The organism is Shewanella algidipiscicola (assembly GCF_003605125.1).
Classification (GTDB): domain Bacteria; phylum Pseudomonadota; class Gammaproteobacteria; order Enterobacterales; family Shewanellaceae; genus Shewanella; species Shewanella algidipiscicola.
This window is the reverse complement of the sequence record NZ_QPQT01000002.1, coordinates 290509-315745: the sequence shown is the minus strand read 5'-3', so window position 1 is coordinate 315745 and position 25237 is coordinate 290509. Positions and strand designations below refer to the sequence as shown.

Sequence of the window (25237 nt, the reverse complement as noted above, 5' to 3'; positions counted from 1 at the left end):
GCCTTTAACCCCGATAAAAAGAGTAATATTATGTCGATTAATTATTCAGCCGTCGTCGCAGATTTAAGAGCTAAGCTGGGTCAAGATGCGGTCACTGATGATGCGGTACGTCGCTTTGCGTGGTCAACCGATGCCAGCTATTTCCGGATCGTGCCAGAAGTGGTCGTCCACGCCGAAACGTTAGCAGATGCCAAGTTCACCCTAGAGGTCGCGCGCCAGCACCAAGCTCCGGTCACCTTCCGCGCCGCCGGTACCAGCCTTTCGGGCCAAGCCATTGGCGAAGGTATTTTGCTTATCTTGGGCCATGATGGCTTTCGTAAAATTGAAGTCAGTGCCGACAGTACACAGGTCTCTCTAGGGGTGGCCGTGGTAGGCGCAGATGCTAACTTGGCGCTGAAGCCATTTAGCAAGAAAATAGGTCCGGATCCTGCGACACTGGCATCTTGTAAAATTGGTGGTATCGTGGCGAACAATGCCTCGGGCATGTGTTGTGGTACGGCGCAAAACAGTTATCAAACGATTGCATCGGCCAAGTTACTGTTTGCCGATGGCTCAGAGCTCGATACCGGTTGTGAAAAGTCTAAGGCTGCCTTTAGTGAAAACAATAAAGCGCTGCTCGACTCGCTCGTTGAACTTGGCATCATGACCCGCAGCAACGAAGTGCTCGCGAATCGTATTCGTAAAAAATTCTCAATCAAAAACACCACCGGCTACAGTATCAATGCCTTAGTCGACTTTAGTGATCCATTCGATCTGATCAATCACTTGATTGTCGGCTCTGAAGGGACGCTCGCATTCGTTGAAGAGGTCACCTATAACACAGTTGACGAGGCTAAATTTAAAGCCTCTGCGATGGCGGTATTTTTCAATATGGAAGATGCTGCAAGTGCGATCCCACCGATCAATGGTCAAAGTGTCGCCGCGGCAGAACTATTAGACTGGGCATCCATTCAAGCGGTGACAGGTAAAGCCGGTATGCCCGAATGGCTAAGCGACTTACCAGAAAATGCCGCTATTTTGCTTATCGAGTGCCGTTCGAACGATAAAGAGACCCTTGAAAGCTACACCAAAGATGTGGTGAATAAACTGTCGCACATTGAAACCGAGCGTCCAATCACCTTCACCGATGATCCTGCTGTATTTGGCAAATATTGGGCGATGCGTTCCGGTTTGTTCCCAATCATTGGTGGCGAACGTCCAAAAGGCACCTCGGTTATCATCGAAGATATCGCGGTTGAAGTAGAACACCTCGCCAACGTTGCCAAGGATCTCACCGAACTGTTTGGCAAGCATGGTTACCCAGAAGGGGTGATCTATGGTCACGCGTTAGCGGGTAACTTCCACTTCATTATTACGCCAACCTTCGCCTCACAAGAGGATATCAACCGCTTCCACGCCTTTATGCAAGATGTGGCCGAGATGGTTATCGATAAGTACGATGGCTCAATGAAAGCCGAGCATGGGACGGGGCGTGCCGTTGCACCCTTTGTTGAAATGGAATGGGGCGCCGATGCTTACACCTTGATGAAGCGCATCAAGCAAATTTTCGATCCACAAGGACTACTTAACCCAGGTGTGATCCTTAACGATGATGCCAATGTGCACGTTAAAAACATCAAGCCCTGCCCCGTGGTCGATGACTTTGTCGATAAGTGTATCGAGTGTGGTTTCTGTGAGAAGACCTGCCCCACTTCGGCGCTTAACTTCACCCCGCGTCAACGTATCGCCACCTTGCGTGAAATTGCTCGCCTCGAACAATCTGGCGATAAGCAGGCGGCAGAAGAGATGCGCGCAGCGGCCAAATATGATGTCATTGATACCTGCGCCGCCTGTCAACTCTGTACCATCTCCTGCCCTGTTGATAACAGTATGGGCAATCTGGTACGTAAGCTACGTACGCCTTATATCACCACCACAGAGCAGAAGGTACTGGATTTCCAAGCCAAACATTTTGGCGCGGTAAACCAAGTGATCAGCACAGGCTTCAATGTGCTCAATATCATCCATAAGGTCACGGGTGATAACATCACCAATGGGTTGATGAAAATGGGCCGCATGGTGTCTAAAGAGGTGCCATACTGGAATCCAGACTTTGCCAAGGGCGCTAATCTGCCTACGCCATCGCCGGCATCGCCAGATAAAGAAACCATCGTCTACTTCCCTGCTTGTGGCGGTCGCACCTTTGGCCCAACACCGCTCGACCCTGACAATCGCACTCTACCCGATGTGGTGGTGACTCTGCTTGAGCGCGCGGGCTATAACGTGGTGACCCCAGACAACACCCGTCATCTGTGCTGCGGCCAGATGTGGGAGTCGAAAGGGGACTTTAAAAACGCCGATGCGAAACGCGATGAGCTGATCGATGCGCTAAGCGCCCTGAGCGATAATGGCAAAGTGCCCGTGGTCGTCGACGCACTCTCTTGTACTTACCGCACCCTAACGGGTAACCCTAAGGTTGAGATCACCGACTTAGTCGAATTTATGCACGACAAGATCTTACCTAAGCTGACCTTCACCAAAAAGGTCAACATCGCCCTGCACTTTGGTTGTAGCGCCCGTAAGATGAAGCTTGAACCTAAGATGCAAGCGTTGGCCGACGCCTGTAGCATGGGCGTTAAGCTACCCGAAGGGATCGAGTGCTGTGGTTACGCAGGCGAGAAAGGCTTGTATAAGCCAGAGATGAACGCCAGTGCGCTGCGCAACATCAAAAAGCTCATCCCTGTCGATATTAACGAGGGCTATTACGCCAACCGTATGTGTGAAGTGGGTCTGTCACATCACAGCGGCATCTCATATCGTCATCTAGCCTATCTGCTAGAAGAGTGCAGCCGTTAATCATAACAACTTAAAATAATTTAGGTTTTAAATAACCACACCCAAGCAAACTCCGCGATGTAAGCCTTTTACATCGCGGTTTTTTATATCGCCACGCCAACCTAGATATCACTTCCCCCAAGATGGTTGATTTTCGCCCAAACGGTCAATTTACACACCATTAACAGATGAAACACTAGTTTTCAGCGAGAACTTACGCCATAGTATGGGGGGTAAATTGCTTAAATGGACATGTGACGCTGTTTGAAAAAGGCTGATTGAGCCAGTAAATCCTTAGGCTGCAGCGCTAGGTACTGGTATTAGACGCCTCAACACCCCACATTTTATCGGTGGCAGATAGAGGACGTATCGCCAAATGGAAAAATTGTTATTTGTTGCAGTATCACTGGCTCTGGCTCTGCCTGCACACGCCACCAGTATTTATAAATGCGTCAAAGGTGATAAAATCGTCTTCAGCCAAATCTCCTGCCCCAAAGATTTTAATCAACACCAAGTCACCTACCAACTTGGCATCACCACAGAAACCAGCTCAGAAGCAAACGAGAATGCCCGAGATCCGTTGCAAGCATTACTCAATCAAAGCTCGATTTCAAAAGAAAAGCTATTACAACTTATCGACAGTGAGCTCTACCGTCTTAAACAGGAAAACAGCTATTACGATATTTTGCGCACCAGCGAGCGACAAAAAATCGACCGTAAACGTTACTGGCAAAAACAGGCTAAGGACGACCCGGAGTTTGTAGCCCAGCTGCAAGAGATGAATAACCATTTCGATGGATTGATTAACATAAATTTAGCCTCAATCAAATTATTAACCCAGCACCAAACCCAGATTGAAGCCGAATCGGCCGAGCAGAGTTCGTCCCAAGCGGCCGCGAGCTCCTTGCCCTAACCAATAGATACTAAGCCAACACAGATGTTATGCTCATTACTGCGCTCCTCCTGCTGGCTATGGCATAATCTAGCCAGAAACAAGATTCATGCAAGCGACACTCAACCATCTCGGCATTAAAAGGTAAACCATGCTCCATTGGCCCATACTGGTTAAACACCCAGACGATAACCAACTACAACTGATTGAAGATATAGAGCAATGGCAAGATGAGCTGCCCTTGCTCGACACAAGGTCGGTGGTGATTATCGACAGTCAAAGCCAGAGTTATCGCTGGCAAGTACAGCCCTTAACGGCCGCGGGGGAATTTCATTTGAGTGCGCCCCACAGCTTAGCCAGCATTATCGACTGGGTGCGCTTGCATGCCAGCCAAAATGGTCACTGCTGCACCGCCAAGCTGGGGGCAAATAATATTAGCCGTGTGTTTGAGATACTGAAGTATTTAGAAGAGCGCTAGTGCCTCGGCAACTCACCAAGGCACTGCTATTTGATGCATTAGCTTCTTAAGCCAATACCGCGGCTGATCAGGTAGTAAGCAACCGCCCATAGCGCGCTACAAAAACCCACCATAATCGCAAATGACAGCGCAATGCTAATATCGGCATAACCCAAGAAACCATAGCGAAAGACGTTGATCATATAGACCACAGGGTTGAGCTGCGACACCCCCTGCCAAAAGTCAGGGAGCAAGGTCAGAGAGTAAAACACGCCGCCCAGATAGGTCAGCGGCGTCAGCACAAACGTTGGCACTATGCTGATGTCATCGTAGGTCTTAGCAAAGACCGCATTTATCAGGCCACCCAGAGAGAACAAAATGGCCGTTAGCAACACAGTCACCGCCACCAGCCCAGCATGGTGCAGGCTAATGTCGACAAAGAACATCGCCACTAAGGTGACAATCGTGCCCACGCATAAACCGCGCGCCACGCCGCCGCCAACGTAACCGGCAATCATCACATAATGGGGCACGGGAGCCACTATCAACTCTTCGAGGTTACGCTGAAATTTAGCGCTAAAAAATGATGAGGCCACATTAGAATAAGATGCGGTGATAACCGACATCATGATCAGCCCTGGCGCGATAAACTCCATATAAGAGACACCGCCCATCTCACCGATGCGTTTGCCGACTAAGTTACCAAAAATAAGGAAATACAAAGTCATAGAGATCGCTGGCGGCACTAAGGTTTGTACCCAGATGCGGGTAAACCGGGTGATCTCTTTAATCAAGATACTCTTAAAGGCGGTAAAGTAGACCTGTTTCATGCTTAATCCTGCACTCATTTTGCCGCCCCTTTACCTTGTTCAACCAACTCCACAAATAACTCCTCTAAGCGATTAGCCTTATTACGCATCGACAACACTTCTATCTGTTGGGCGCTCAATTGTGCAAATACGCTATTGATGCTGTGCGCCTTCTCCACGTCCACCTCTAGGGTATGCGGGTCGACTAAGCGACAATTGATGCCATCAAGCTGCGGTAAGGTGTCGAGGTTGTCGCGCAGATCAAACACAAAGGTTTCCCTGTTTAAGCGGCTCAGCAAGGACTTCATGCTAGTGCACTCCACCAACACCCCTTTGTCGATAATGCCGATATTGCGGCACAGCATTTCCGCCTCTTCAAGGTAATGCGTGGTTAAAATAATGGTCACACCTTGCTGATTAAGCTCAGTCAAAAAAGTCCACATCGAGCGACGTAGCTCAATATCAACCCCAGCGGTCGGCTCATCGAGGATCAACAATTTAGGCTCATGCATTAGGGCGCGAGCAATCATCAAGCGGCGCTTCATGCCACCCGACAAGGCGCGCGCTGGGCTGTTGCGCTTTTCCCACAGATCCAACTGACCTAGGTACTTCTTGGCACGCTCAAGCGCCACTTCACGTGATACGCCAAAATAACCGGCCTGATTGATCACAATCTGCTGCACGGTTTCAAACTGGTTAAAGTTAAACTCCTGAGGCACTAGGCCTATCGACATCTTGGCTAATTCTAGCTGTGTATCGATATCGTGCTCAAACACCTTTACCTTACCCGAGCTCTTTTGCACTAAAGAACAGATAATACCTATGGTGGTCGACTTACCCGCCCCATTGGGGCCCAGTAGCGCAAAAAAGTCCCCCGCCTTCACCTTCAGGCTTATCCCTTTTACTGCTTCGACGCCACCCTTGTAGGTTTTTCTCAGCGAGTCGATAACTAACGCATATGGCTCATCGGTCATGAATGATTTCCGTAATGTTGCATTAAACACCAAACAAAAACTCCCGCACTGGGCAGGAGTTTGCAATCGTATCGGTTCGCTCTATTAATCGAGCGGAACCACTTTCGCGATATAAGGCAGGTTACGATATTGCTCAGCATAATCGATACCGTAACCGACAATAAACTCATCAGGAATGGTAAAGCCGATAAAGTCGACCGGCACTTGCACTTCGCGGCGCTCTGGCTTATCCAGTAGTGTACAGAGGGCTAGGCTCTTAGGTGCGCGCAGCAGTAACAATTCGCGTACCTTATTTAAGGTATTACCTGAGTCGATAAGATCTTCGACGATCAATACATCGCGACCTTCGATATCCGACTGCACATCTTTAAGGATCTTCACATCCCGTGAACTGGTCATGGCATTACCATAGCTAGATACCGACATAAAATCGATCTCCACATGACCCTTAATACGGCGACACAGATCCGCCATAAAGACCACAGACCCTTTTAGCAAACCCACCATTAATAGACGCTCGCTGTCGGCGTAATGGGCATTAATTTGGTCTGCAAGGATATCCAGTTGTTGCTCAATCTCATCAGCCGAGATCATCACTTCGGTGGTGTGTTTCATACTACTCTCAAAATTGTCTTAATTGTCGCTATTGCTGGCACTGTGCTTATCATAGCCCCAACGCTTAGTTAACGCGTGGTCTACGCCCAGATGGTCTAAGATCCGGGCGACCATGAAGTCTACCAGATCTTGTACCGATTTGGGATCATGATAAAAGCCCGGCGCCGCTGGCATGATGGTCGCCCCCAGCTTAGACAGCGATAACATATGCTCTAAGTGTATGCTGCTAAAAGGAGTTTCCCTTGGCACTAAGATCAACTGGCCACGCTCTTTTATCACCACATCGGCGGCGCGTTCGAGCAAACTGTTGCTCATCCCCGTCGCCACTGCCGCTAAAGTGCCCGTACTGCAAGGGCAGATCACCATCTGCTTAGGCGCAGCCGAGCCAGATGCCGGCGGTGAAAACCACTCCTCTTTGCCCAGCACATGCAGTTCACCATGAATATCAACGCCATTTTCCGCAAACAACGCCAGCAACTGCGCCTTGGCTTTATCGCCATTGGCACTGAGCTGCACGCCATGTTCGGTGGCCAGCACGACCCGCGCTGCGCTGGAGATCATCAAAAACACTTGGTAGTCGGCCACCAGCAAACATTCGAGTAACTTAAGCCCATAGGGCGCACCCGAGGCGCCTGTCCACGCTAAACTGATCGCCTTGGCCTTTCTTGGATAATTCATCACACTCTCTTTAGCTGCTGTAACTGAAATAGTGGTAAGTTGGAATGCCCTGAGCAATAAGCCATAAGAGATAAGTGAACTCAAAACTCGCCACTCAATAATTGCCGCTTAACACTCAGCCCTTAGTTAACTTAATCTGTCGAGCAACTTGCCATGTAGGCCGCCGAAGCCGCCGTTGCTCATCACAATAATGGTGTCACCGGGTTTGGCTTCACTCGCCACCGCCTCCACCACATCCTCTATTTGATACAGTACCACCACAGGCAATGCCGCCTTAGCCATCGCCGCCTCCACATCCCAATCGATATTATCAGCCTGATACAAAAATGCCGCATCGGCCAGCGTCATCGACGCCGCTAATGTATCTTTATGCACGCCACGTTTCATGGTGTTCGAGCGCGGCTCTAACACCACTAGGATACGCCCCTCGCCCACCTTCGCCCGGCAACCTTGCAAGGTGGTGGCAATCGCTGTTGGATGATGGGCAAAATCATCAAATATGTCTATGTTATTAACAGTGCCTATCAGCTCCATGCGGCGCTTGGGCGGAGCAAACTTCGCAAGCGCCTCGATAGCCGCTTGAGGTTTTACGCCTACATGGCGCGCTGCCGCAATCGCCATGGTGGCGTTTTCAACATTATGCTGCCCAATCAATTGCCAATCTAAGATGCCTTGCGACTCTCCCTCGAAAAACAGCTCGAATCGGTGACCATCATCGCGTTGCAGCTCGGTATGCCAACCCATATCGACCGAATTAACACTATAGGTTTCCTGCTCACTCCAGCAGCCCATAGCGATAACTTCGCGCACCGCAGCGCTGTCGCTTGGCCAAATGATTTTGCCTTGACCCGGCACGGTACGTATTACGTGATTAAACTGACGCTGGATCGCTTGTAAGTCATCAAAAATATCGGCGTGATCAAATTCAAGGTTGTTAATCACTAAGGTGCGCGGCTGGTAATGGACAAACTTAGAGCGCTTATCGAAAAAGGCGCTGTCATATTCATCGGCTTCGACCACAAAAAAGGGCGAACCACCCAAGCGCGCCGACACCCCAAAGTTTTGCGGCACGCCGCCAATTAAGAAGCCCGGCTCGTAGCCACACTCTTGTAAGATCCACGCCAGCATACTAGCGGTCGAGGTTTTACCATGGGTGCCCGATACCGCCAATACCCAACGCCCCGGCAAAATATGTTCGGCTAAAAACTGCGGCCCCGAGGTGTATTTCAAACCACGATTAAGCACCGCCTCCACACACGGATTGCCCCGGCTCATGGCATTGCCAATCACCACGATATCGGGTGCATCATCTTCACTGTGCCCAAGCTGACTGGGATCAAAACCTTGGATAAGTTCAATGCCCTGCTCTTCGAGCTGAGTGCTCATAGGCGGATAGACGTTGGCATCGCTGCCGGTAACCTTGTGGCCATTGGCTCTGGCAAGGAGTGCGAGGCCACCCATAAAGGTGCCGCAAATGCCTAAGATGTGTACATGCATGGGGTTGGCTCTGATGAGGAATAATCAGCTGGTATTCTAACGATTTGGGATACCATTGTCAGTTAACAATGGTTTAAATAACTATTTGAGTCGTGGCTGGAGCCACTAGGAATGTTTTTCAAATTCCGTTTGAATGGCTAGCGCCGAGAGTGCGGCCTTACGGCCGCATAACCACATCAACAATAAATCCATATTAAATTTTGATATCACCAAACTCGTGTTGTGGCTACAAAATTCCCCATCGAAGTTGCCAAAAGGCGTTGGAATAAATGGCGTAAGTCTGGGCTTGGATACCCGGCTAGCTTTCGGCTTTCCCTTAAAAAGAATGGATGTACCATCGGAAGTGTTAGCTATTTATCCATAAGCATGAGGAAGTACAACTTCATCTGGGGCGGCATGGGGAAATGCAAGAGGGGGGATTACTGTTGATCCCCCCTCTTGCCTTGGTGTGGAATGCCACGACATTAACCCAAACTCTGTTTGGAAAAGCTTTTCTTAGCCGCAACACCGCACAAATCCCGCCCAAAAACTCAGTCGAAAGACTGCAATCTTCTAGGTAAACCGCACTTAAGAAAACCAATCACCACAATCGCCGTAACCGGTTTTACATCTAGTTTGAAATGAACAATAGTGTGGAGTGTACTTATTGATAGCGTTTAGATAGCAACTTCTTTTTACAAGAGAATAGGAGATTGACCAATGTCTAAAAACAAATGTCCAGTGATGCATGGCGGCGCCACTGAGAGCAGTATGTCCAATACCTCGTGGTGGCCGAAATCATTAAACCTCGATATTTTACATCAACATGATAGCAAGACTAACCCTATGGGTGCAGACTTCAACTATCGAGAAACCCTCAAGAGTCTTGATGTTGCTCAGCTCAAAAAAGATATGCATGCATTGATGACCGACAGCCAAGACTGGTGGCCCGCCGATTGGGGGCATTATGGCGGCCTGATGATCCGCATGTCTTGGCATTCGGCCGGTACCTATCGTATCGCCGACGGTCGAGGTGGCGCCGCTACCGGTAATCAGCGTTTCGCGCCCATCAACTCTTGGCCAGATAACGTTAACTTAGACAAGGCACGACGCCTACTTTGGCCAATCAAAAAGAAATATGGCAACCAGCTTAGTTGGGCCGATTTAATTGCCTATGCAGGCACCATAGCTTATGAGTCCATGGGCTTGAAAACCTATGGTTTCGCCTTTGGACGAGAAGATATCTGGCATCCCGAAAAAGACACCTATTGGGGAGCAGAAAAAGAGTGGCTGGCGCCTAGTGGCAGTGAAGGCAGCCGTTACTCGGGTGAACGTGATTTAGAAAACCCCTTGGCAGCCGTCATGATGGGGCTTATCTATGTTAATCCTGAAGGGGTCGACGGTAAGCCAGATCCACTGAAAACGGCTCATGATGTGCGCGTCACCTTTGAACGCATGGCCATGAACGATGAAGAAACCGTGGCCCTTACCGCCGGGGGACACACTGTAGGCAAGTGCCACGGTAATGGCGATGTAGAGCTGCTTGAAGCTGAGCCAGAAGGGGCAGAAGTCGAAGACCAAGGCCTTGGCTGGTTAAATAAAACTAAGCGTGGCATTGGCCGTGATACAGTATCGAGCGGTATTGAAGGCGCATGGACAACTCATCCTACACAGTGGGACAACGGCTATTTCAAGCTGTTACTTAACTATGAGTGGGAGCTTAAAAAGAGCCCCGCAGGGGCTTGGCAGTGGGAGCCCATTAACATTAAGGAGGAAGATAAGCCCCTTGACGTTGAAGGCTCATCTAAGCGTTACAACCCCATAATGACCGATGCTGACATGGCCATGAAAATGGACCCTGAATATCGCAAAATCGCTGAGAAATTCCATAAAGATCAAGACTATTTCTCCAAAGTATTTGCTCGCGCCTGGTTTAAACTGACTCACCGTGACTTAGGGCCAAAAGCACGCTATTTCGGCCCCGACGTACCGAAAGAAGAGCTGATTTGGCAAGACCCTATTCCTGCTGGTAAGACTGACTATGATGTTAACGCCGTTAAAGCTAAGATCGCAGCAAGTGGTTTAACCGTCAGTGAAATGGTGACGACCGCATGGGACAGTGCCCGCACTTTCCGCGGCTCAGACAAGCGTGGGGGTGCCAATGGTGCACGGATCCGATTAGCGCCGCAAAAAGATTGGCAAGGTAATGAACCGACACGTTTAGCCAAAGTGCTTGGTGTACTCGAAGGTATTGCAAGCAGTAGCGGAGCGAGTGTCGCCGATGTCATAGTGTTAGCGGGTAACTTAGGCATTGAACAGGCAGCCAAAGCGGCGAATGTTGAAATTAGCGTGCCGTTCGCTCCGGGGCGTGGTGATGCCAGTGCCGCTATGACAGACGTTGACTCTTTCGATGTGTTAGAACCCATTCATGATGGTTTCCGTAACTGGCTTAAACGAGATTATAGCGTCAGCGCAGAAGAGTTACTGCTTGACCGTAGCCAATTGATGGGGTTAACGGCGCCAGAAATGACCGTATTACTTGGTGGGATGCGGGTTATTGGCACTAACTATAACGGCACCCAACATGGGGTATTTACCGATCGTGAAGGTGCGCTAACCAATGACTTCTTCGTCAATCTGACGGATATGAATTATGCATGGAAGCCTGCCGGTGAAAACCTATATGAGCTCCGCGATCGGGCCACCGATACGCTAAAGTGGACCGCTACGAGAGTGGATCTGGTGTTTGGCTCTAATTCGATTCTTCGTTCGTACGCAGAAGTGTACGCGCAAGATGACAACCAAGAGAAGTTTGTCAAAGACTTTGTTGCCGCATGGACTAAGGTGATGAATGCCGATCGCTTCGATTTAGCCTAGCCGCAAACCCGTATTAGCACATCAGCGACTCTCACTATGTGCTAATACTCATTTCAACTGAGCCATAATTTGTGATGAGTGATGCCTAGGCATCATTCATTGCTTTTCCCTGTCACTAGCCTCGTGATTGCTGCGCTTACCCTAGCCTTGCGCCGTGACATCTATCATAGCCTACTAAGTCATAAGTCTGAGTATATAAAGCCTGCTCTCGACAATAAGTGCATTCTTAAGCCATAAATACACAACTATCAATCAGGGTTACTGATCTCAAGCACAATTCGCAGTATATTATTGCCAATCCTCTTGCTACCGACTCATGGAACTCAATTCTCAATGGATGCTGAACTACAACGGGTGCAAGCCGAACTCGCGGCGCTTAAACAGCGTAACGCCGCGCTCGAGCGAGAAAATGCTAAGCTCACCCTGCTTAATGCTCGCGCCGAAGAGAAATTGTGTGCCGCCCTCGATGGCACCGGTTTATGCCTTTGGGAGCAGCATATTCCCAGTGGTAATTTAACCATCTTCAATCGACCTTGGGGCGAGTTGTTGGGTTTTAGCCGCGAAGAGCTGGCAGCACATATCAGTAGCTGGAAACAAAACTTACATCCAGATGATAAAGAGTGGGTGATTAAGGCATTTGAAGATCACGTCAATGGCCTAACCGATGAGTATCAAGCGGTGCACCGTATGATCCACAAAGATGGCTCAGTCTCTTGGGTGTCCGATCGCGGCCGTGTCATTGAATACAGCCCTGATGGAACAGCACTGCGAATAATGGGGACTCATATCGATATCACTCAAGAAAAGCGTTACGAACTTGAGTTAGCCCAACTGGCCTTAAGCGATCCGCTCACCCACCTCAGTAACCGCAAAGCCATTACCCAAGCCTTCGAAGAACATCAAGCACAGACCAGCAGTGGCGGGGCCTTATTTTTTATCGATCTTGATGATTTTAAAGGGATCAACGATGGCTTAGGCCATAAATTGGGCGATCTACTTTTAATCCATGTGGCAAATACCTTAACCAATCTAAGTCATAGCGGCCTAAATGGTCAGTCGGCGCATTGCGCTCGGCTTGGCGGCGATGAGTTTGTTGTCCTGATCCCAGCCATAGATGAAGCGTTATTACACCAGTTCGCTCAGACGATACTCAATGTTTACCGACAACCGCTAGAACTCGAGGGGCAGTTGGTCTCTCTGGGGTTAAGTATCGGCATTTACCGCTTTAATCACACTGACACCTTCATCACCTGCTGTGAGTATGCTGATACTGCCATGTACCAAGTCAAAAAGCAGGGCAAGCACGCCTACCGTTTTTGGCGCAGTAAACCTACAGCCCCCGCCACCAGCGAACAACTGACCAATTGATCCCGCTCACTTAGTGCACCTCTTGCTTAATCAGGGCTACCACAGTTTGCTTAAGCCAATCGAAATGCGCACTAGGATGGCGTTTGGCACTGACAAGATAGAGCCGTGGCAGAGGGTGATCCGCATACAGTAGTGCAGTGTCTATGGTCGATAAACAGCACACATGCAAACCGGGTAGTAGATAACTTTGTTCATACACCTTGCTGTAAGGCACTATGCTGAGAGTGTGATTGTCGGCCAAATAGCGGTAAAGATCATGAAACCCAAGGCTGGTTTGCATATTGTCGCGTGGCGCAAGATGACAAGCGCATTTTTGCTGGCGGCAATAGGCCTCAAAAGGATCCAGTGCAGCCTTATCAAGTTGATTAAATGCACTTAAATAAGGATAGTTCGCCATATTGGCTAAGCTTATCTCCTGCTGCAATATTGGGTGTTCTAGGCCGCACAACAGATAGAGGTGTGATAACGCTTTCAATGGCATAACACTAAGGCGTTGATCTTGTTGCAGCGCGCTCGGATTAGACTCACTCACTACCGCCATATCGATAAGGCCATTGGCGATGTCATCTAATACCGCTTGTGAGCCGCTACGCAGCTCAAAACTTATCGGCAAGTGCGCCTCGTTTATGGCCGCGCTCAATTGCTGGGGAAAATGGGCGATCAAGAGATCGCTGACATAGATCACCATCGCCGCGTGTGATTCGGCAGCATTAATATGATTTAATTGATAAAGGTGCTCTGAGCACTGCACCAACTCCTTCACAATTGGGTATAACTGGCGGGTAAATTCGTTGGGTTCGAGACCATGTTTTTTTCTAATAAACAGCGGATCATTAAACATCATCCGCGCATGCTGTAAACAACGGCTAACCTTAGGGGCAGGTATATTCATATCGATGGCCACTGACGAGGCAGAATGCTTTTCATACAAATTAACCAGTATATTAGCACTGAGCATATCTAAACTATCTAGAGTTATATTTTTCATTTTAAAAATACCTCTACCGATTTAAAATACACCAGATTAAAGTATAGTTAATAAGCGAAATCCGACAATAACATTATTGACAACTCATGCACAAATTAAATAATGTGCAGCTAATAACTTTAAAATTCATATATTTATATATGAAAAGCAAAAACACCAACTTTAAACAACTAAAATAGATATGCCGCAAATAATTAGATATTTATTAATTGAGATTGGCATATCCACCTCACGATAATCTACAAGTTGAAATTATAGAAATTAACTATCAGATCATGCGCTAACTTTTAATAATTTGATTTCAATAATTATTGTAAATATCACACATGAAGCAATAATAAAATAGAGAGAAAAAGCTAAGTCCCCTTGGAGGTTTATCATGAACGCCACCGCTACCGTTATTTTAAGTTATGCTTTTATGTACTTTGTTTTATTTATTATTGTGCCTCTCGTTATCGTGACCTTCGTAATGACGTGCATTAAGTTCTTTAGATCAACTGATGTACAGATGGTTGATGCGGCCGTAAGCATCAAGCCTCATCTGCTTGATCAAGAGTCAATGCAGTTTCTAAAAAGCTTAAAATCGATCGCGAGCAATCGCTACGATGTGCTGTACGGGGCGTCTCTGGTTAACGTGGTTGATATTGATGATTCGATTAAAAACCACGAAGAGGTACAAGACTTCATGGAACATTGCCACCTAGATTATGTGGTCGTCGACAATGAGTCTTCGGCAGTTAAACTGGTGGTGAGCGACACTGATCGCAGCTCACCTGAGCAGGTTAAGTTTATCGAAAAATGTTTAGATTACATTGGGGTGCAATTTATCAAGTTAGATAAACATAAGCAGTGTGATGAGATGCTGCTACGCAATGCACTCGCCGCCTAATGATTAACATTAATCTCGCTGTCATTGCCCAACCGAGCGTCAACCCAATACCTTGGCGCTCTCACCTCCGCCCGAGGTCATGCTCACCCTAAGGTGTAAGGATACGGTATGTGCCACATCAGCCGTTACATCTCAATACTGCTCACGTTTAGTGCCGCCGCATTAATTTACTGTACCCAACCTGTCATTAGTGTTGCCGCCGAAGTCACGGCAATAACCAATACAAGCGCCAGCAGCGATACCTGCCTTAAATGCCACAAACGTAATGGTCAGATGCTCGGCTTACATGGCAACCCAGGCTTAGCCATCGTCTGCCAAGACTGCCACGGCGAAAAGGGCAACCACCCCAAAAAAGGGGCTTCCCTCAACCAGTTTGGCATCGACAGCCCTTTGTCTGTCCAGCAGCAAGCGGCCGTGTGTCTTACCTGTCATGATAATGAAACCTTGGCCGACGCCGACTGGACTCACAACGTCCATGCCGTGCGCGTCGGCTGCGCTCAATGCCACCAACTTCATCCAGAATCCGACCCTATGTTGTCGTTAAGCCGTCAGCAACATAGCCAGTTATGTGTTACCTGCCATAAGGTCAATCCATAGGAGGCCTGTTATGCTACATTCAAAACGCCAGTTTCTTAAAGGATGTGGGGCGCTGCTGGCAGGGGCCTCTGTATATGGTATCACCCAGTCTCCGTTAGCAGAGCACAGTGACACGAGCTCAGAGGCTGACATTAAGTACGCCATGGTACACGACGAAAATGCCTGCATCGGCTGTAACGCCTGCGTTGAAGCCTGCCGCGAGGTCAATCAGGTGCCCGAGGGGGTAACTCGGGTCAAGATTGAGCGCCGCGGGCCCTTTGGCGAGTATCCCAACCAGAGCTACCGCTTTAGCCGAGTGTCTTGCCAACATTGTGAGGCCGCGCCTTGCGTCAGGGTTTGCCCCACAGGCGCCGCTTATATTGACAAAGACACGGGTATAGTCGCAGTACATGAAGAGCGCTGCGTCGGTTGCCAATACTGCATTGCTGCTTGCCCTTATCAAGTACGCTTTATTAACCCAGAGACTCGCACCGCCGACAAGTGTGATTTTTGCCAGCAAACTCAGTTAAAGCAAGGGTTACAGCCAGCCTGCGTGCTCGCGTGTCCAACCAAGGCATTGACCTTTGGTAACCTTAAAGATGCCGATTCTGCCTTAGTCCACCTGCTTAAAAGTAAGCCCACCTACCGTGCCAAAGTGGACTTAGGTACGCGGCCTAAGCTGTTCCATATCCAAACCATCGATGGGGAGATAATGCTATGAGTGCTTTTCATTTTGAAGGCCTGGTATGGCATTGGCCTATTGCCATCTATCTGTTTTTAGCGGGCTTGTCTGCTGGCGCAGTGTTTTTTGCCATCATGCTCAAACATGTTAAGTTAGCAGGCGAAGCCTATCATTCACCCTTTGTGCAAGCGGCGGCGATCATCGCTCCCTTAGCCGTATTTGGCGGTTTAGGGATCTTGGTTATCGATTTAACCAAGCCACTGGATTTTTGGAAGATTTTAGTGTTTTACAATATCACCTCTGTGATGTCGATGGGGGTGCTGGTTCTCATGGCTTATCAGGTGGCGTTATTTGCTTGGATTGCCTGCATCTTTAACAAAGGGATCTTGCAGTTATTAGGCGACAAGTGGATGTGGCTGCAGCGCGGACTTCGATGGCTAGTGGCCAAAGAGGCCGCCATCACAGGTATCTTAGTAATATTATCGATTTCCTTGGGCGCCTATACCGGCTTTTTGTTGTCGGCGCTGATTGGCTTTCCACTCCTGAATAATCCGGTATTACCCTTACTGTTTTTAATCTCGGGGCTCTCCTCTGGTGCAGCGGCAACCTTATTGGGCGGTGTGTTACTGCGCGGTAACCCTAATGGGGTTGAGGTGCGCTTTATTCATGGTATTGAGATCCCGCTGATCTTGGTGGAAATGGGCCTATTATTTACCTTCTTTGTCGGGTTGATTTTATCGGGTGGACAAAGCCAAGTGGCGGCCCTGAACGCTATCGGTTACGGGTTCTGGGGCTGGGTATTTTGGGGCGGTGTTATCGGTATCGGTTTAACCTTGCCACTGGCCTTTAATTTATGGATGAAGGTATCGGCCGACCGTAAATTTACCTATGTCGCGGTCACGGCTAGCTTTAGCCTGATCGGGGTATTTTTACTGCGTAACTTTATCCTCTATACCGGGCAGATGACCATCGCCTAGGTGATACCATCAGCACTTGGCATAGGCCTTATCTCGCCAGTACGCACCATGAGCAGCTGCGTACTGGCGCTCATCTTTACCAAACAAGCATTGAACCCCAGCACGCCGAGCACGTATACTGCTTACGAATAACACCTATGCTTAATGCGTTGATAAATGAATAAATATCATACTATTGCTGGCTTTTTTTTGCTGTATTGCTGCAATGCATTAAGCCTAGATCTGAGCCAATATGAGGACGATGTTGCCGCGTTACTGCGCGAGTATCAACATAACGCTCCCAGCTTAGCGCCCTCGGTATTAGTGCTTAATCAGGCCGAGCAAGAGCACACCTATGTCGATTTCGAACGCGGGCTGATTGTGGTTGAAAGTGTGAATAAAGCCTCGCTCAAACAAGCGGTGATCCAAGTGCTGCTGACTCAGATCGATCCCGAAGTGATCGATGCCAAAACCGCCCACGATTTTGGCCTCATCAATGGTAAGCAGAAGCCCTTTTTTTGGGGGCAGGTACACGATCAAGATGGCCACCCCATCGAGTTTCATTGGCGGGCGGCGCGCTTTGCCGACTACCTTATCAATCAAAACCTTAATCAGCAAAGTGCCACCCCAGCGGCCCGTTTTCGAGTGGCAATTCGCATGGTCAACAATCACACCCAAATTGCCGGCAACAAGTATATTGAGTTTGTGCGCCAGTCGGCACGTACCTACGGGATTAAACCTGATTTGATCATGGCGATCATGGAGACCGAAAGCGCCTTTAATCCCTTAGCCAAATCACGCTCTAATGCACTAGGGTTAATGCAGATAAAGGCCAACACCGCTGGGCGGGATTATTTTAATTTAATTAAAGGCTATGCCCATACGCCGTCAGCGGCCTATTTATACCATCCACAAAAAAATATTGAGGTCGCGACCGGTTATTTACACCTGCTCTCTAGCCGTTACCTTAAGGGCATTGACGATCCACAAAAGCGCGAATACGCGGTGATATCCAGTTATAACGGTGGCACAGGTAATTTATGGAAGAGCCTTAATCCCCGTGGCGATCGTCGCCAAGCCCTAGTCCGCATCAATAACATGACTCGCAGCGAATTTTATTGGTTTTTAACTCAGCGCCATATTCGACAAGAAAGCCGTAACTACCTAAAAAAAGTCACTAGCAAACGCCATAAATACCTTTAGAAGACATAAGCAATCATATCCTTAGCTAACAGGCTAGTTGCAGCGCTCAAAATGTGACCACCCATGCAGTTTTATTCTATTAGTGGTGCTATAACCACTCAACAAAGGATGGTGCCCAGCCTTACCCATTGATAAACACCACCACGGCTATACGCCCCTACTGATGAGTCACAGTGCTAGGGCGAATAATCGATGAGTACGACAAACTAACACAGGCTAACGCCCTGTGAGTGTATCCGTCATATACGTCTACTGCCCATCCTAAGCGAACAGTGAACCTTATCGGTGGCCCATCACCACCCCCAGCCACTGACAACGCAAGGAGCCAGGCTATGTACAAAAAAATCAGCCGCTTAGATTACTTTACCTTACAGGTATTTGTCGGCTTGGTTGAACTTAGAAATGGCATCGCGGTTGCTGAAAAACTACTGACTACTCAATCTAAGGTCAGCCGCTCATTGATGTGCCTGCGTGAGGTATTAGAAAATGAGCTATTTATCCGCCAGCAATATGGCTTTGAGCCCAATCATATTGCGCTACGCCTCTACCCCATGGTGCAGACCATTCTTGAGCAATACGACAAAATTATCGCCATCACCATAGGCAAAACCTTAGAGCCATTTCAGTTGACGATTGCCACATACGAACAGTGGTCATTAATGGTGATGAATAACCTGAAACACACCTGCCATTGTATTGAAGGCGGGGTCAATATCAATGTGATGCCATGGTCAGAAAACATCAGCCAGCGCTTGTGTCAGGGTAAAGTTGATTGCACCATCTCCACCGAACCTATCCATCATCCCATGGTGAATAACATTAAATTGGGTGATATTGATCATTTTTTTATGGTGGCTAGAAGCGGCCATCCGATCTTGAGCTCGACACAACCTCTGGTCGATCTATTTGACTACAACATCACCTTAGTCAACACCAACCTACATGAGCAGCAATTACACGGCATAGAGCAGTATGCCCAGGCCCATAATATCGATCTTAATATTGTGCTGCGAAGCCCTAGTTTGCGTATGTTGGTCGACCATACCAGTAGAAGCGATGATATTTGCCTGCTGTCATCTGTGATGTCACTGCCCTACTTTGAGCACCGCAGCGATGTGGGGTTTATCGATGTCTCCGAGCAGTGGCTTGCCACCAGCGGTCTGCCCTGTGACAGCTATTATCTGCATTGTCATCAGGGGGTGATTGAACCTCTGGCTAACTGTTTAAAAACCATGCTGACCGACAAGTTGCACGACATGCAAGCACGCTATCATGGCAAAACACCATCGCTTAACTACACCAAGCTTAAACCTGTGTGCGGCGAAGGTTGTGGTTGTAATAGCGACTCTCGTGATGCGACTGGCGGCTCAAACGGCAAACCGCTTTAAACTCAAGGCGCTGGGCGCCGCGTAAAATGCAACCAATAGCAAGGCAAGCTCGCAAGCTTGCCTTGTTAATTTGCTCAAGAATAGAGCCTTTTTATCGATAGATAATTAGGGGCATAATATCAATATAGACTAACCGACTAGCGTAATACCTTGCTTAAAAATGCCTGAGTACGCGCCTCTTTAGGGGCGCTAAACAGCGCTTGCGGTGAGCTATCTTCCACCACATAGCCCCCATCCATAAAAATCACTCTGTCGGACACATCTCGCGCAAAGCCCATTTCATGGGTGACAATCACCATGGTCATGCCCGCTAACGCCAAGGACTTCATCACATCGAGTACGTCGCCAACCATTTCAGGGTCGAGCGCCGAGGTAGGCTCATCAAATAGCATTAATTCAGGCTGCATCGCCAAGGCACGAGCAATGGCCACCCGCTGCTTTTGGCCACCCGATAAGCTGGCAGGATAAGCATTGGCTTTATCTTGCAAACCGACTTGTGCCAGCAACTCCACCGCCTGACGGTCGGCCTCAACTTGGTTCATCAAGCCGAGCTTTACTGGGGCTAAGGTAATATTTTGCATCACGGTTTTATGAGGAAACAGATTAAAGTTTTGAAACACCATCCCCACTTTTTGACGCAGCTTATCGATGCAGGCGCCTTTAGCCGTGATCGACTGACCATCGATAACAATATCACCTTCGGTCGGCTGTTCTAGCAAGTTGATACAGCGTAAAAAGGTACTCTTACCGCTACCACTTGGGCCAATTACACTCACCACTTCACCGCGGGCAATATGCTGACTAATCCCCTTGAGCACCTGATTATCACCGAAGCTCTTATGTAAATTGGTTATCTTAATCACTTTGCTTTAGCCTCTTTTCCAGTTTTGACAGCATAAAGGTGAAGCTGTACGTCAGTAGCAGGTAGATGATTGCACAGGTAAATAGCGGCACACTGTCCTCAAAGGTACGGCTACGAATGATTTCGCCGGCGCGCATCAAATCGACGCCACCAATAAAGCCTATGACCGCAGTCTCTTTCAGTAGCACGATAAACTCGTTGCCAAGGGCGGGTAAAATCTTCTTTACCGCCTGCGGCATGATCACCTCTTTCATGGTCATCCCAGGAGACAAACCTAATGACCGCGCCGCCTCGGTTTGCCCTTTATCCACCGCTTCGATACCAGCGCGAATAATTTCAGAGATATAGGCGCCGCTGTTAAGGCCAAAGGCAATAATGGCCGCGGTTACCTTGTCGACATCTAAAGAGGATAATACGATAAAATAAAGGATCACTAACTGCACAACCACTGGTGTACCGCGGATCACACCTACATATAAGTCGGCAGGCCAACGTAGATACCACTTAGATGACATCTTCATCATGGTGGTGGTAATGCCTAATATCGCCCCTAAGATCATGGCGAAAAAGGTGACCATCAAAGTGACCTTGAGACCATTTAAAATCAGCAAGATACCTATTAAGCCGTCGTCACCTATCGGGGTGAACAGCGAAGTGTTAATTGCATCTATCATGGATTGCTCACTTCATATGTTGGGCGATCAGTGCATCATACTGGCCACTGACCTTCATATTGGCCAAGGTCGTATTGATACTCTTAAGTAGCTCAGGCTGGCTCTTGCTCACAGCAAACCCATAAAACTCAGGCTCGAAGTCGAGGCTGATAAGTTTCAACTCTGGATTTTTAGCTAGGTAGCTAGCCGCAGGCTCACTATCAAATAGCACCAAATCCACCTTGCCATTTTTCAGCTCTTTAATAGCTTCAAAACCGGTATTAAAGGCGGTTACCTCTTGGGTATATTGCTTTGCCATGATGTCGGCCGTTGACCCTAACTGCACCGCAAAATGCTTGCCTTTAAGGTCATCAAGGCCGTGAATAGCTTCATCATTTTTATTCACTAACACCACTTGGGTTGCTTCATAGTATGGCGCCGAAAAATCAACGCTTTTTTGGCGTTCGGGGGTGATGGTCATCCCCGAGGCGATAAAATCAATTTTACCTGAGTTTAATGCCACGATGAGCGAATCAAACTTCATATTTTCGACCTTTAAGGTCTTGCCGGCGTCTTTAGCTATCTGACGCGCTAAATCTATATCGAAACCTTTGATTTCATCGCCACTAATACCACCGACATATTCAAAAGGTGGGAAGGCTGCATTGGTTCCAACCACGAGTACATCATCACTTTTACCACATCCAGTTAACAACAAGGCTACAACCAAGCTAAAACTGCCTAATAACACGGATTTGTTCATTGTAAACTCTCTTTTTCTATAAATACCCCAACAGCCACAGACTATAAGCACCCGCCCTTTTCATGTCAATAAATATGCTATTTATTCGATTATTAATTCACTTTCAAGTTATAGATGTGGTCCTCTTCCCGTCAGATGACTGATAGATAGCGTGAGCAAACACCATTTTGTGCCACCCAATGACAGTGAATGTGATAGCATTTACACCTACTGCGCCCTGCAATTGGCGCCCATTATTCGGAACGCGAAAGCGCTCCTCTTTTCAAAGGAAGCCATTGTGAGCGAAGCTGGGATCCGTCTTAACAAGTACATCAGTGAAAGTGGTATTTGTTCTCGCCGAGAAGCCGATCGTTTTATCGAGCAAGGTAATGTTTTTATTAATGGTAAACGTGCTCAAATAGGCGACCAGGTCTCATTTGGCGATAAGGTGAAAGTGAATGGCCGCGATATTGAGCCAAGAGACGCCGACGACTTGGTATTTATCGCCTTAAATAAGCCTGTCGGCATCGTCAGCACCACCGAAAATGCCGAGCGCGATAACATCGTCGACTTCGTCAATCATAGCGAACGAGTGTTTCCCATTGGCCGCTTAGATAAAGACTCTCAAGGGCTGATATTCCTCACCAATAATGGCGACTTGGTCAATAAAATTTTGCGTGCTGGCAACAATCACGACAAAGAGTATGTGGTGACAGTGAACAAGCCGATCACTGAGGCGTTTTTAACAGGCATGCGCGCTGGCGTGCCCATGCTTGGGGTTATTACCAAGAAATGTAAGGTAGAGCAGATCTCTACTTTCGTGTTTAAAATCGTTCTGGTACAAGGCCTTAACCGTCAAATCCGCAGAATGTGTGAACATTTCAATTTTGAGGTGACCAAGCTTGAACGCCAAAGCATAATGAATGTCTCCTTAAAAGGATTACCTTTAGGAGAGTGGCGTGACTTAGATGAGGAGGAACTTTCAACCCTGTTTAAGCTTATCGAACACTCTTCATCTGAAGATAAGAAAAGCCCCAAAAAAGCGGTAAAAAAGCCTGCCAAGAAACCCAATAAATCGCTACGGGATAAGATTGAAGGCCCCGAGCACTTTATGCAACATCATGGTAAAAAGAAAAAACCTGCTGGCGCGAATAAAGGTAAGCCATCCCACTCTAGACGCCCTAAGCGTTAGCGCTCAATATAAAGATAATGCAACGAGTCGATTAACCCGTTGCATTATCGATTAGCCTACCTGCACTAAAAGTTATACGCGACCGATACGCCAATGTTTCTTGGATCAACGATTGCCACATAACCATCAGTATAATTGCGTCTAGGAGGTTGCCTGACCGTCACGGCTTGCTCATCGAATAGGTTGTTGACGAAACCACTAATACGCCAGTTTTCATTTTGATAATCGAGGTTAAAACGTGTGATCACATAGTCACCCGCGACTCGTTCCTCGCTATTATTGATATCACCAAAGTATTCACCGACATAATGCCCAGATACGCCTAAGGTTAACTCATCATTTAGCCAGTACTTTAAGCCTACATTCGCGGTAACATTAGGCGCGGAATTAAGCTCATTACCTATGATGTCACCATAGGCCTGATCGGCCGATTTAATCTCACTTTCTAACAAACCAAAGCCACTGGTTAACTGCACATTATCAGTTAGCATCGCGGTCAATTCAACCTCGAGCCCCATAGTCTCCGCCTTATCAATATTGGTGATCCTACGTTGGCGATTCGATGCTTGATAACCCTCAAAATCGTTATAGAACAAATTGGCATTCAAGCTAATATTGCCATTAAAGAAATGACTGCGTGAGCTGATCTCATAGGTATTAACCGACTCTTCGTCATAATAGTAATACTGATTATCGGCTGAAAGCGCACCGCCACCAGAGTTGTAACCTTGACGCGCACTGATCGATAAGGTGGTCGAGTCATCAACAAAATACTGTAAGACGAATTTAGGTAAGGTCACGGTATTATTCTTATTTAACTGCTCATTGAACTCTTCACCAGTTGATAACACGGCGAAATTACGCGTTTGCTCCTCATGCATGACTCTGCCACCGAGGGTCAGCCCTAGATGTTGGCTCAACTGATAATAAAGCTCTGCGTACACAGATTCAGACTCACTGGTGTCATCACCTTGATAGGGATAGCTTCCAACGCTAGCGAAGTCTTGGTTACGTTTATGAAGAGACAAACCGACAAAGCCATTAAGGCTTGGGTCATCTAAGCCAAAACTGTATTTTCCGTCTAAGGTGTAGCTTGTATCATCCATGGCAACATACTGCTGGCTGGTGACTTTAGGTTCGTAGGAGTTAAATCCCCATTGGTAATCCATATAGGCCACTAACAGATCGACACTTTGACTCTCACTAAGTTGATAATCAAATTTAACCGAATGAGTATGGGACTCGGTATCCATATATCTGTGCATGATCGACTTAAAGGCCCATGGATCATCACCGGAAAAAAATTTGCGCCCGGTATTGCCCTTCTCATGATTGTAGGAGTAACCGTAAAGCACTGTTAAATCTGTTAACCCTGCAGGTTGCCAGAGTAATTTTGCTCGCCAACGATTGGTCGTCAGTTCATTTTGGTCAAAGCTATCGGGATTACTTGCATAGATATGTTCTTCTACAAAGCTATCGCCGGTGACATTTTGACCACTTACGCGAAATGCCAGTTGGTCATCTAAAATCGGCCCAGATAGCATCACCGCACTGTCGAGGTAATTATCTTGATTACGATAACCAATGCGAGCCGCACCATTCCAATCAAATGTCGGATCTAAAGTCTTAATAAAGACGGTACCACCAATGCTATTGCGTCCATTTAACGTAGATTGAGGGCCTCTAAATACTTCAACTTGCTGAATATCCCAAAGGCCTGTATCTCCAGTTAAATCGGCGATAAAGGGTTCGGCCACTCCATCAATTAAGGTTGAGACCCTAGCATTAGCACCACCAGAAAAGGAGTTAAACCCTCCTGCGGCGCCATTACCCGTCACACCTCGAATATCGGGAACTGAGCCACTCAAGGCCACCACATTTGGGACCTCGGCGAGCAAATTTGAAATCGATTGATACTGGCCACTATCTAAGATCTCTTTATCAATCACAGATACCGATGACGTCGTGTCTTTAAGACTACGTTCCATTTTTTCCCCGTGCACAGTGATCACCTCCATCGGCTTCACGGGTGCATCGTCTGCTATCGCATAGGTGGTCAATAATAACGGTGAACAGAGCAAAGTCAGGGTGGGGAGTTTTTTTTGAAGCGCCTTATTGTTCATATAAACCCTCTGGTTAAGGCAAG

22 protein-coding genes are annotated in these 25237 nt (G+C 47.8%); 12 read left to right on the top strand and 10 right to left on the bottom strand.

The features are described from left to right. The first annotated feature begins 30 nt into the window (after positions 1-30). The 3 genes from DVO77_RS03530 to DVO77_RS03520 all read left to right on the top strand — a co-directional run bounded on the left by DVO77_RS03530 (position 31) and on the right by DVO77_RS03520 (position 4184). Positions 31-2835 (top strand): FAD-binding and (Fe-S)-binding domain-containing protein, encoded by a 2805-nt coding sequence (locus DVO77_RS03530; RefSeq protein ID WP_119977344.1) that lies wholly within the window; start codon positions 31-33, stop codon positions 2833-2835. Positions 2836-3190: 355 nt separating this feature from the next. After that, the gene (locus tag DVO77_RS03525; protein ID WP_119977343.1) at positions 3191-3727 is read left to right on the top strand and encodes a DUF4124 domain-containing protein; all 537 of its coding nucleotides are present in this window, start codon (positions 3191-3193) and stop codon (positions 3725-3727) included. A gap of 130 nt (positions 3728-3857) precedes the next feature. After that, on the top strand, positions 3858-4184 hold the full coding sequence (locus DVO77_RS03520) for a DUF4144 family protein (protein WP_119977342.1): 327 nt from the start codon (positions 3858-3860) through the stop codon (positions 4182-4184). Between the two features lie 38 nt (positions 4185-4222). Here the strand turns inward: DVO77_RS03520 and DVO77_RS03515 are convergent, their stop codons facing one another. The 5 genes from DVO77_RS03515 to mpl all read right to left on the bottom strand — a co-directional run bounded on the left by DVO77_RS03515 (position 4223) and on the right by mpl (position 8736). Then, positions 4223-4993 (bottom strand): ABC transporter permease, encoded by a 771-nt coding sequence (locus DVO77_RS03515; protein ID WP_119977383.1) that lies wholly within the window; start codon positions 4991-4993, stop codon positions 4223-4225. A 14-nt stretch (positions 4994-5007) separates the two neighbouring features. Next, positions 5008-5946, bottom strand: a complete 939-nt coding sequence (locus tag DVO77_RS03510; protein WP_119977341.1) for an ABC transporter ATP-binding protein — start codon at positions 5944-5946, stop codon at positions 5008-5010. Positions 5947-6030: 84 nt separating this feature from the next. Beyond that, positions 6031-6561: a hypoxanthine phosphoribosyltransferase gene (gene hpt / locus DVO77_RS03505; RefSeq protein ID WP_110455877.1), complete on the bottom strand. Its 531-nt coding sequence runs from the start codon at positions 6559-6561 to the stop codon at positions 6031-6033. 18 nt (positions 6562-6579) lie between these two features. After that, entirely contained in the window at positions 6580-7239 is a 660-nt protein-coding gene (locus DVO77_RS03500; protein WP_119977340.1) for a flavin prenyltransferase UbiX, read from the bottom strand. 126 nt (positions 7240-7365) lie between these two features. Beyond that, the gene (gene mpl / locus DVO77_RS03495) at positions 7366-8736 is read right to left on the bottom strand and encodes a UDP-N-acetylmuramate:L-alanyl-gamma-D-glutamyl-meso-diaminopimelate ligase (protein ID WP_119977339.1); all 1371 of its coding nucleotides are present in this window, start codon (positions 8734-8736) and stop codon (positions 7366-7368) included. Positions 8737-9435: 699 nt separating this feature from the next. Between mpl and katG the strand changes: the two genes are divergently transcribed. Together katG and DVO77_RS03480 are read left to right on the top strand one after the other, a co-directional pair. Further along, on the top strand, positions 9436-11592 hold the full coding sequence (gene katG / locus DVO77_RS03485; RefSeq protein WP_119977337.1) for a catalase/peroxidase HPI: 2157 nt from the start codon (positions 9436-9438) through the stop codon (positions 11590-11592). A gap of 333 nt (positions 11593-11925) precedes the next feature. Beyond that, the gene (locus tag DVO77_RS03480) at positions 11926-12960 is read left to right on the top strand and encodes a sensor domain-containing diguanylate cyclase (RefSeq protein WP_119977336.1); all 1035 of its coding nucleotides are present in this window, start codon (positions 11926-11928) and stop codon (positions 12958-12960) included. A 10-nt stretch (positions 12961-12970) separates the two neighbouring features. Here DVO77_RS03480 and DVO77_RS03475 read toward each other — a convergent pair whose 3' ends face one another. Then, positions 12971-13948, bottom strand: a complete 978-nt coding sequence (locus DVO77_RS03475) for a LysR family transcriptional regulator (protein ID WP_119977335.1) — start codon at positions 13946-13948, stop codon at positions 12971-12973. Positions 13949-14327: 379 nt separating this feature from the next. Between DVO77_RS03475 and DVO77_RS03470 the strand changes: the two genes are divergently transcribed. The 6 genes from DVO77_RS03470 (at position 14328) to DVO77_RS03445 (ending at position 19642) form a co-directional block, all read left to right on the top strand. Continuing rightward, positions 14328-14837 (top strand): DUF2726 domain-containing protein, encoded by a 510-nt coding sequence (locus DVO77_RS03470; RefSeq protein WP_110455870.1) that lies wholly within the window; start codon positions 14328-14330, stop codon positions 14835-14837. Between the two features lie 108 nt (positions 14838-14945). Beyond that, complete coding sequence (locus DVO77_RS03465) at positions 14946-15434, top strand: cytochrome c3 family protein (RefSeq protein ID WP_119977334.1); 489 nt, start codon at positions 14946-14948, stop codon at positions 15432-15434. Positions 15435-15444: 10 nt separating this feature from the next. Further along, positions 15445-16134, top strand: a complete 690-nt coding sequence (locus DVO77_RS03460; protein ID WP_119977332.1) for a 4Fe-4S dicluster domain-containing protein — start codon at positions 15445-15447, stop codon at positions 16132-16134. Then, positions 16131-17072: a cytochrome c nitrite reductase subunit NrfD gene (gene nrfD, locus DVO77_RS03455; RefSeq protein WP_119977330.1), complete on the top strand. Its 942-nt coding sequence runs from the start codon at positions 16131-16133 to the stop codon at positions 17070-17072. The genes DVO77_RS03460 and nrfD overlap by 4 nt, the downstream gene beginning before the upstream one ends. 156 nt (positions 17073-17228) lie before the next feature. Beyond that, positions 17229-18254, top strand: a complete 1026-nt coding sequence (locus DVO77_RS03450; protein WP_119977328.1) for a murein transglycosylase domain-containing protein — start codon at positions 17229-17231, stop codon at positions 18252-18254. 332 nt (positions 18255-18586) lie between these two features. Further along, positions 18587-19642, top strand: a complete 1056-nt coding sequence (locus DVO77_RS03445) for a LysR family transcriptional regulator (RefSeq protein WP_119977326.1) — start codon at positions 18587-18589, stop codon at positions 19640-19642. Between the two features lie 137 nt (positions 19643-19779). On the opposite strand, the gene DVO77_RS03440 is transcribed toward DVO77_RS03445, so the two are convergent. Genes DVO77_RS03440 through DVO77_RS03430 form a run of 3 tightly spaced genes read right to left on the bottom strand, consistent with a single transcriptional unit; the run spans position 19780 to position 21920 of the window. Beyond that, positions 19780-20505, bottom strand: coding sequence for an amino acid ABC transporter ATP-binding protein (locus DVO77_RS03440; protein WP_119977324.1), 726 nt, complete (start codon positions 20503-20505; stop codon positions 19780-19782). Then, complete coding sequence (locus DVO77_RS03435; protein ID WP_110455863.1) at positions 20498-21178, bottom strand: amino acid ABC transporter permease; 681 nt, start codon at positions 21176-21178, stop codon at positions 20498-20500. Before DVO77_RS03435 ends, DVO77_RS03440 begins: the two co-directional genes overlap by 8 nt. Positions 21179-21185: 7 nt before the next feature. Further along, positions 21186-21920 carry a basic amino acid ABC transporter substrate-binding protein gene (locus tag DVO77_RS03430; protein ID WP_119977322.1) on the bottom strand — a complete coding sequence of 245 codons (735 nt, stop codon included), beginning with the start codon at positions 21918-21920 and terminating at the stop codon, positions 21186-21188. A 277-nt stretch (positions 21921-22197) separates the two neighbouring features. Here DVO77_RS03430 and rluF point away from each other — a divergent pair, with 277 nt between their 5' ends. Then, on the top strand, positions 22198-23091 hold the full coding sequence (rluF, locus tag DVO77_RS03425; protein ID WP_211328757.1) for a 23S rRNA pseudouridine(2604) synthase RluF: 894 nt from the start codon (positions 22198-22200) through the stop codon (positions 23089-23091). Between the two features lie 65 nt (positions 23092-23156). On the opposite strand, the gene DVO77_RS03420 is transcribed toward rluF, so the two are convergent. Next, positions 23157-25214, bottom strand: coding sequence for a TonB-dependent receptor (locus DVO77_RS03420; RefSeq protein ID WP_119977320.1), 2058 nt, complete (start codon positions 25212-25214; stop codon positions 23157-23159). Between the last annotated feature and the right edge of the window lie 23 nt (positions 25215-25237).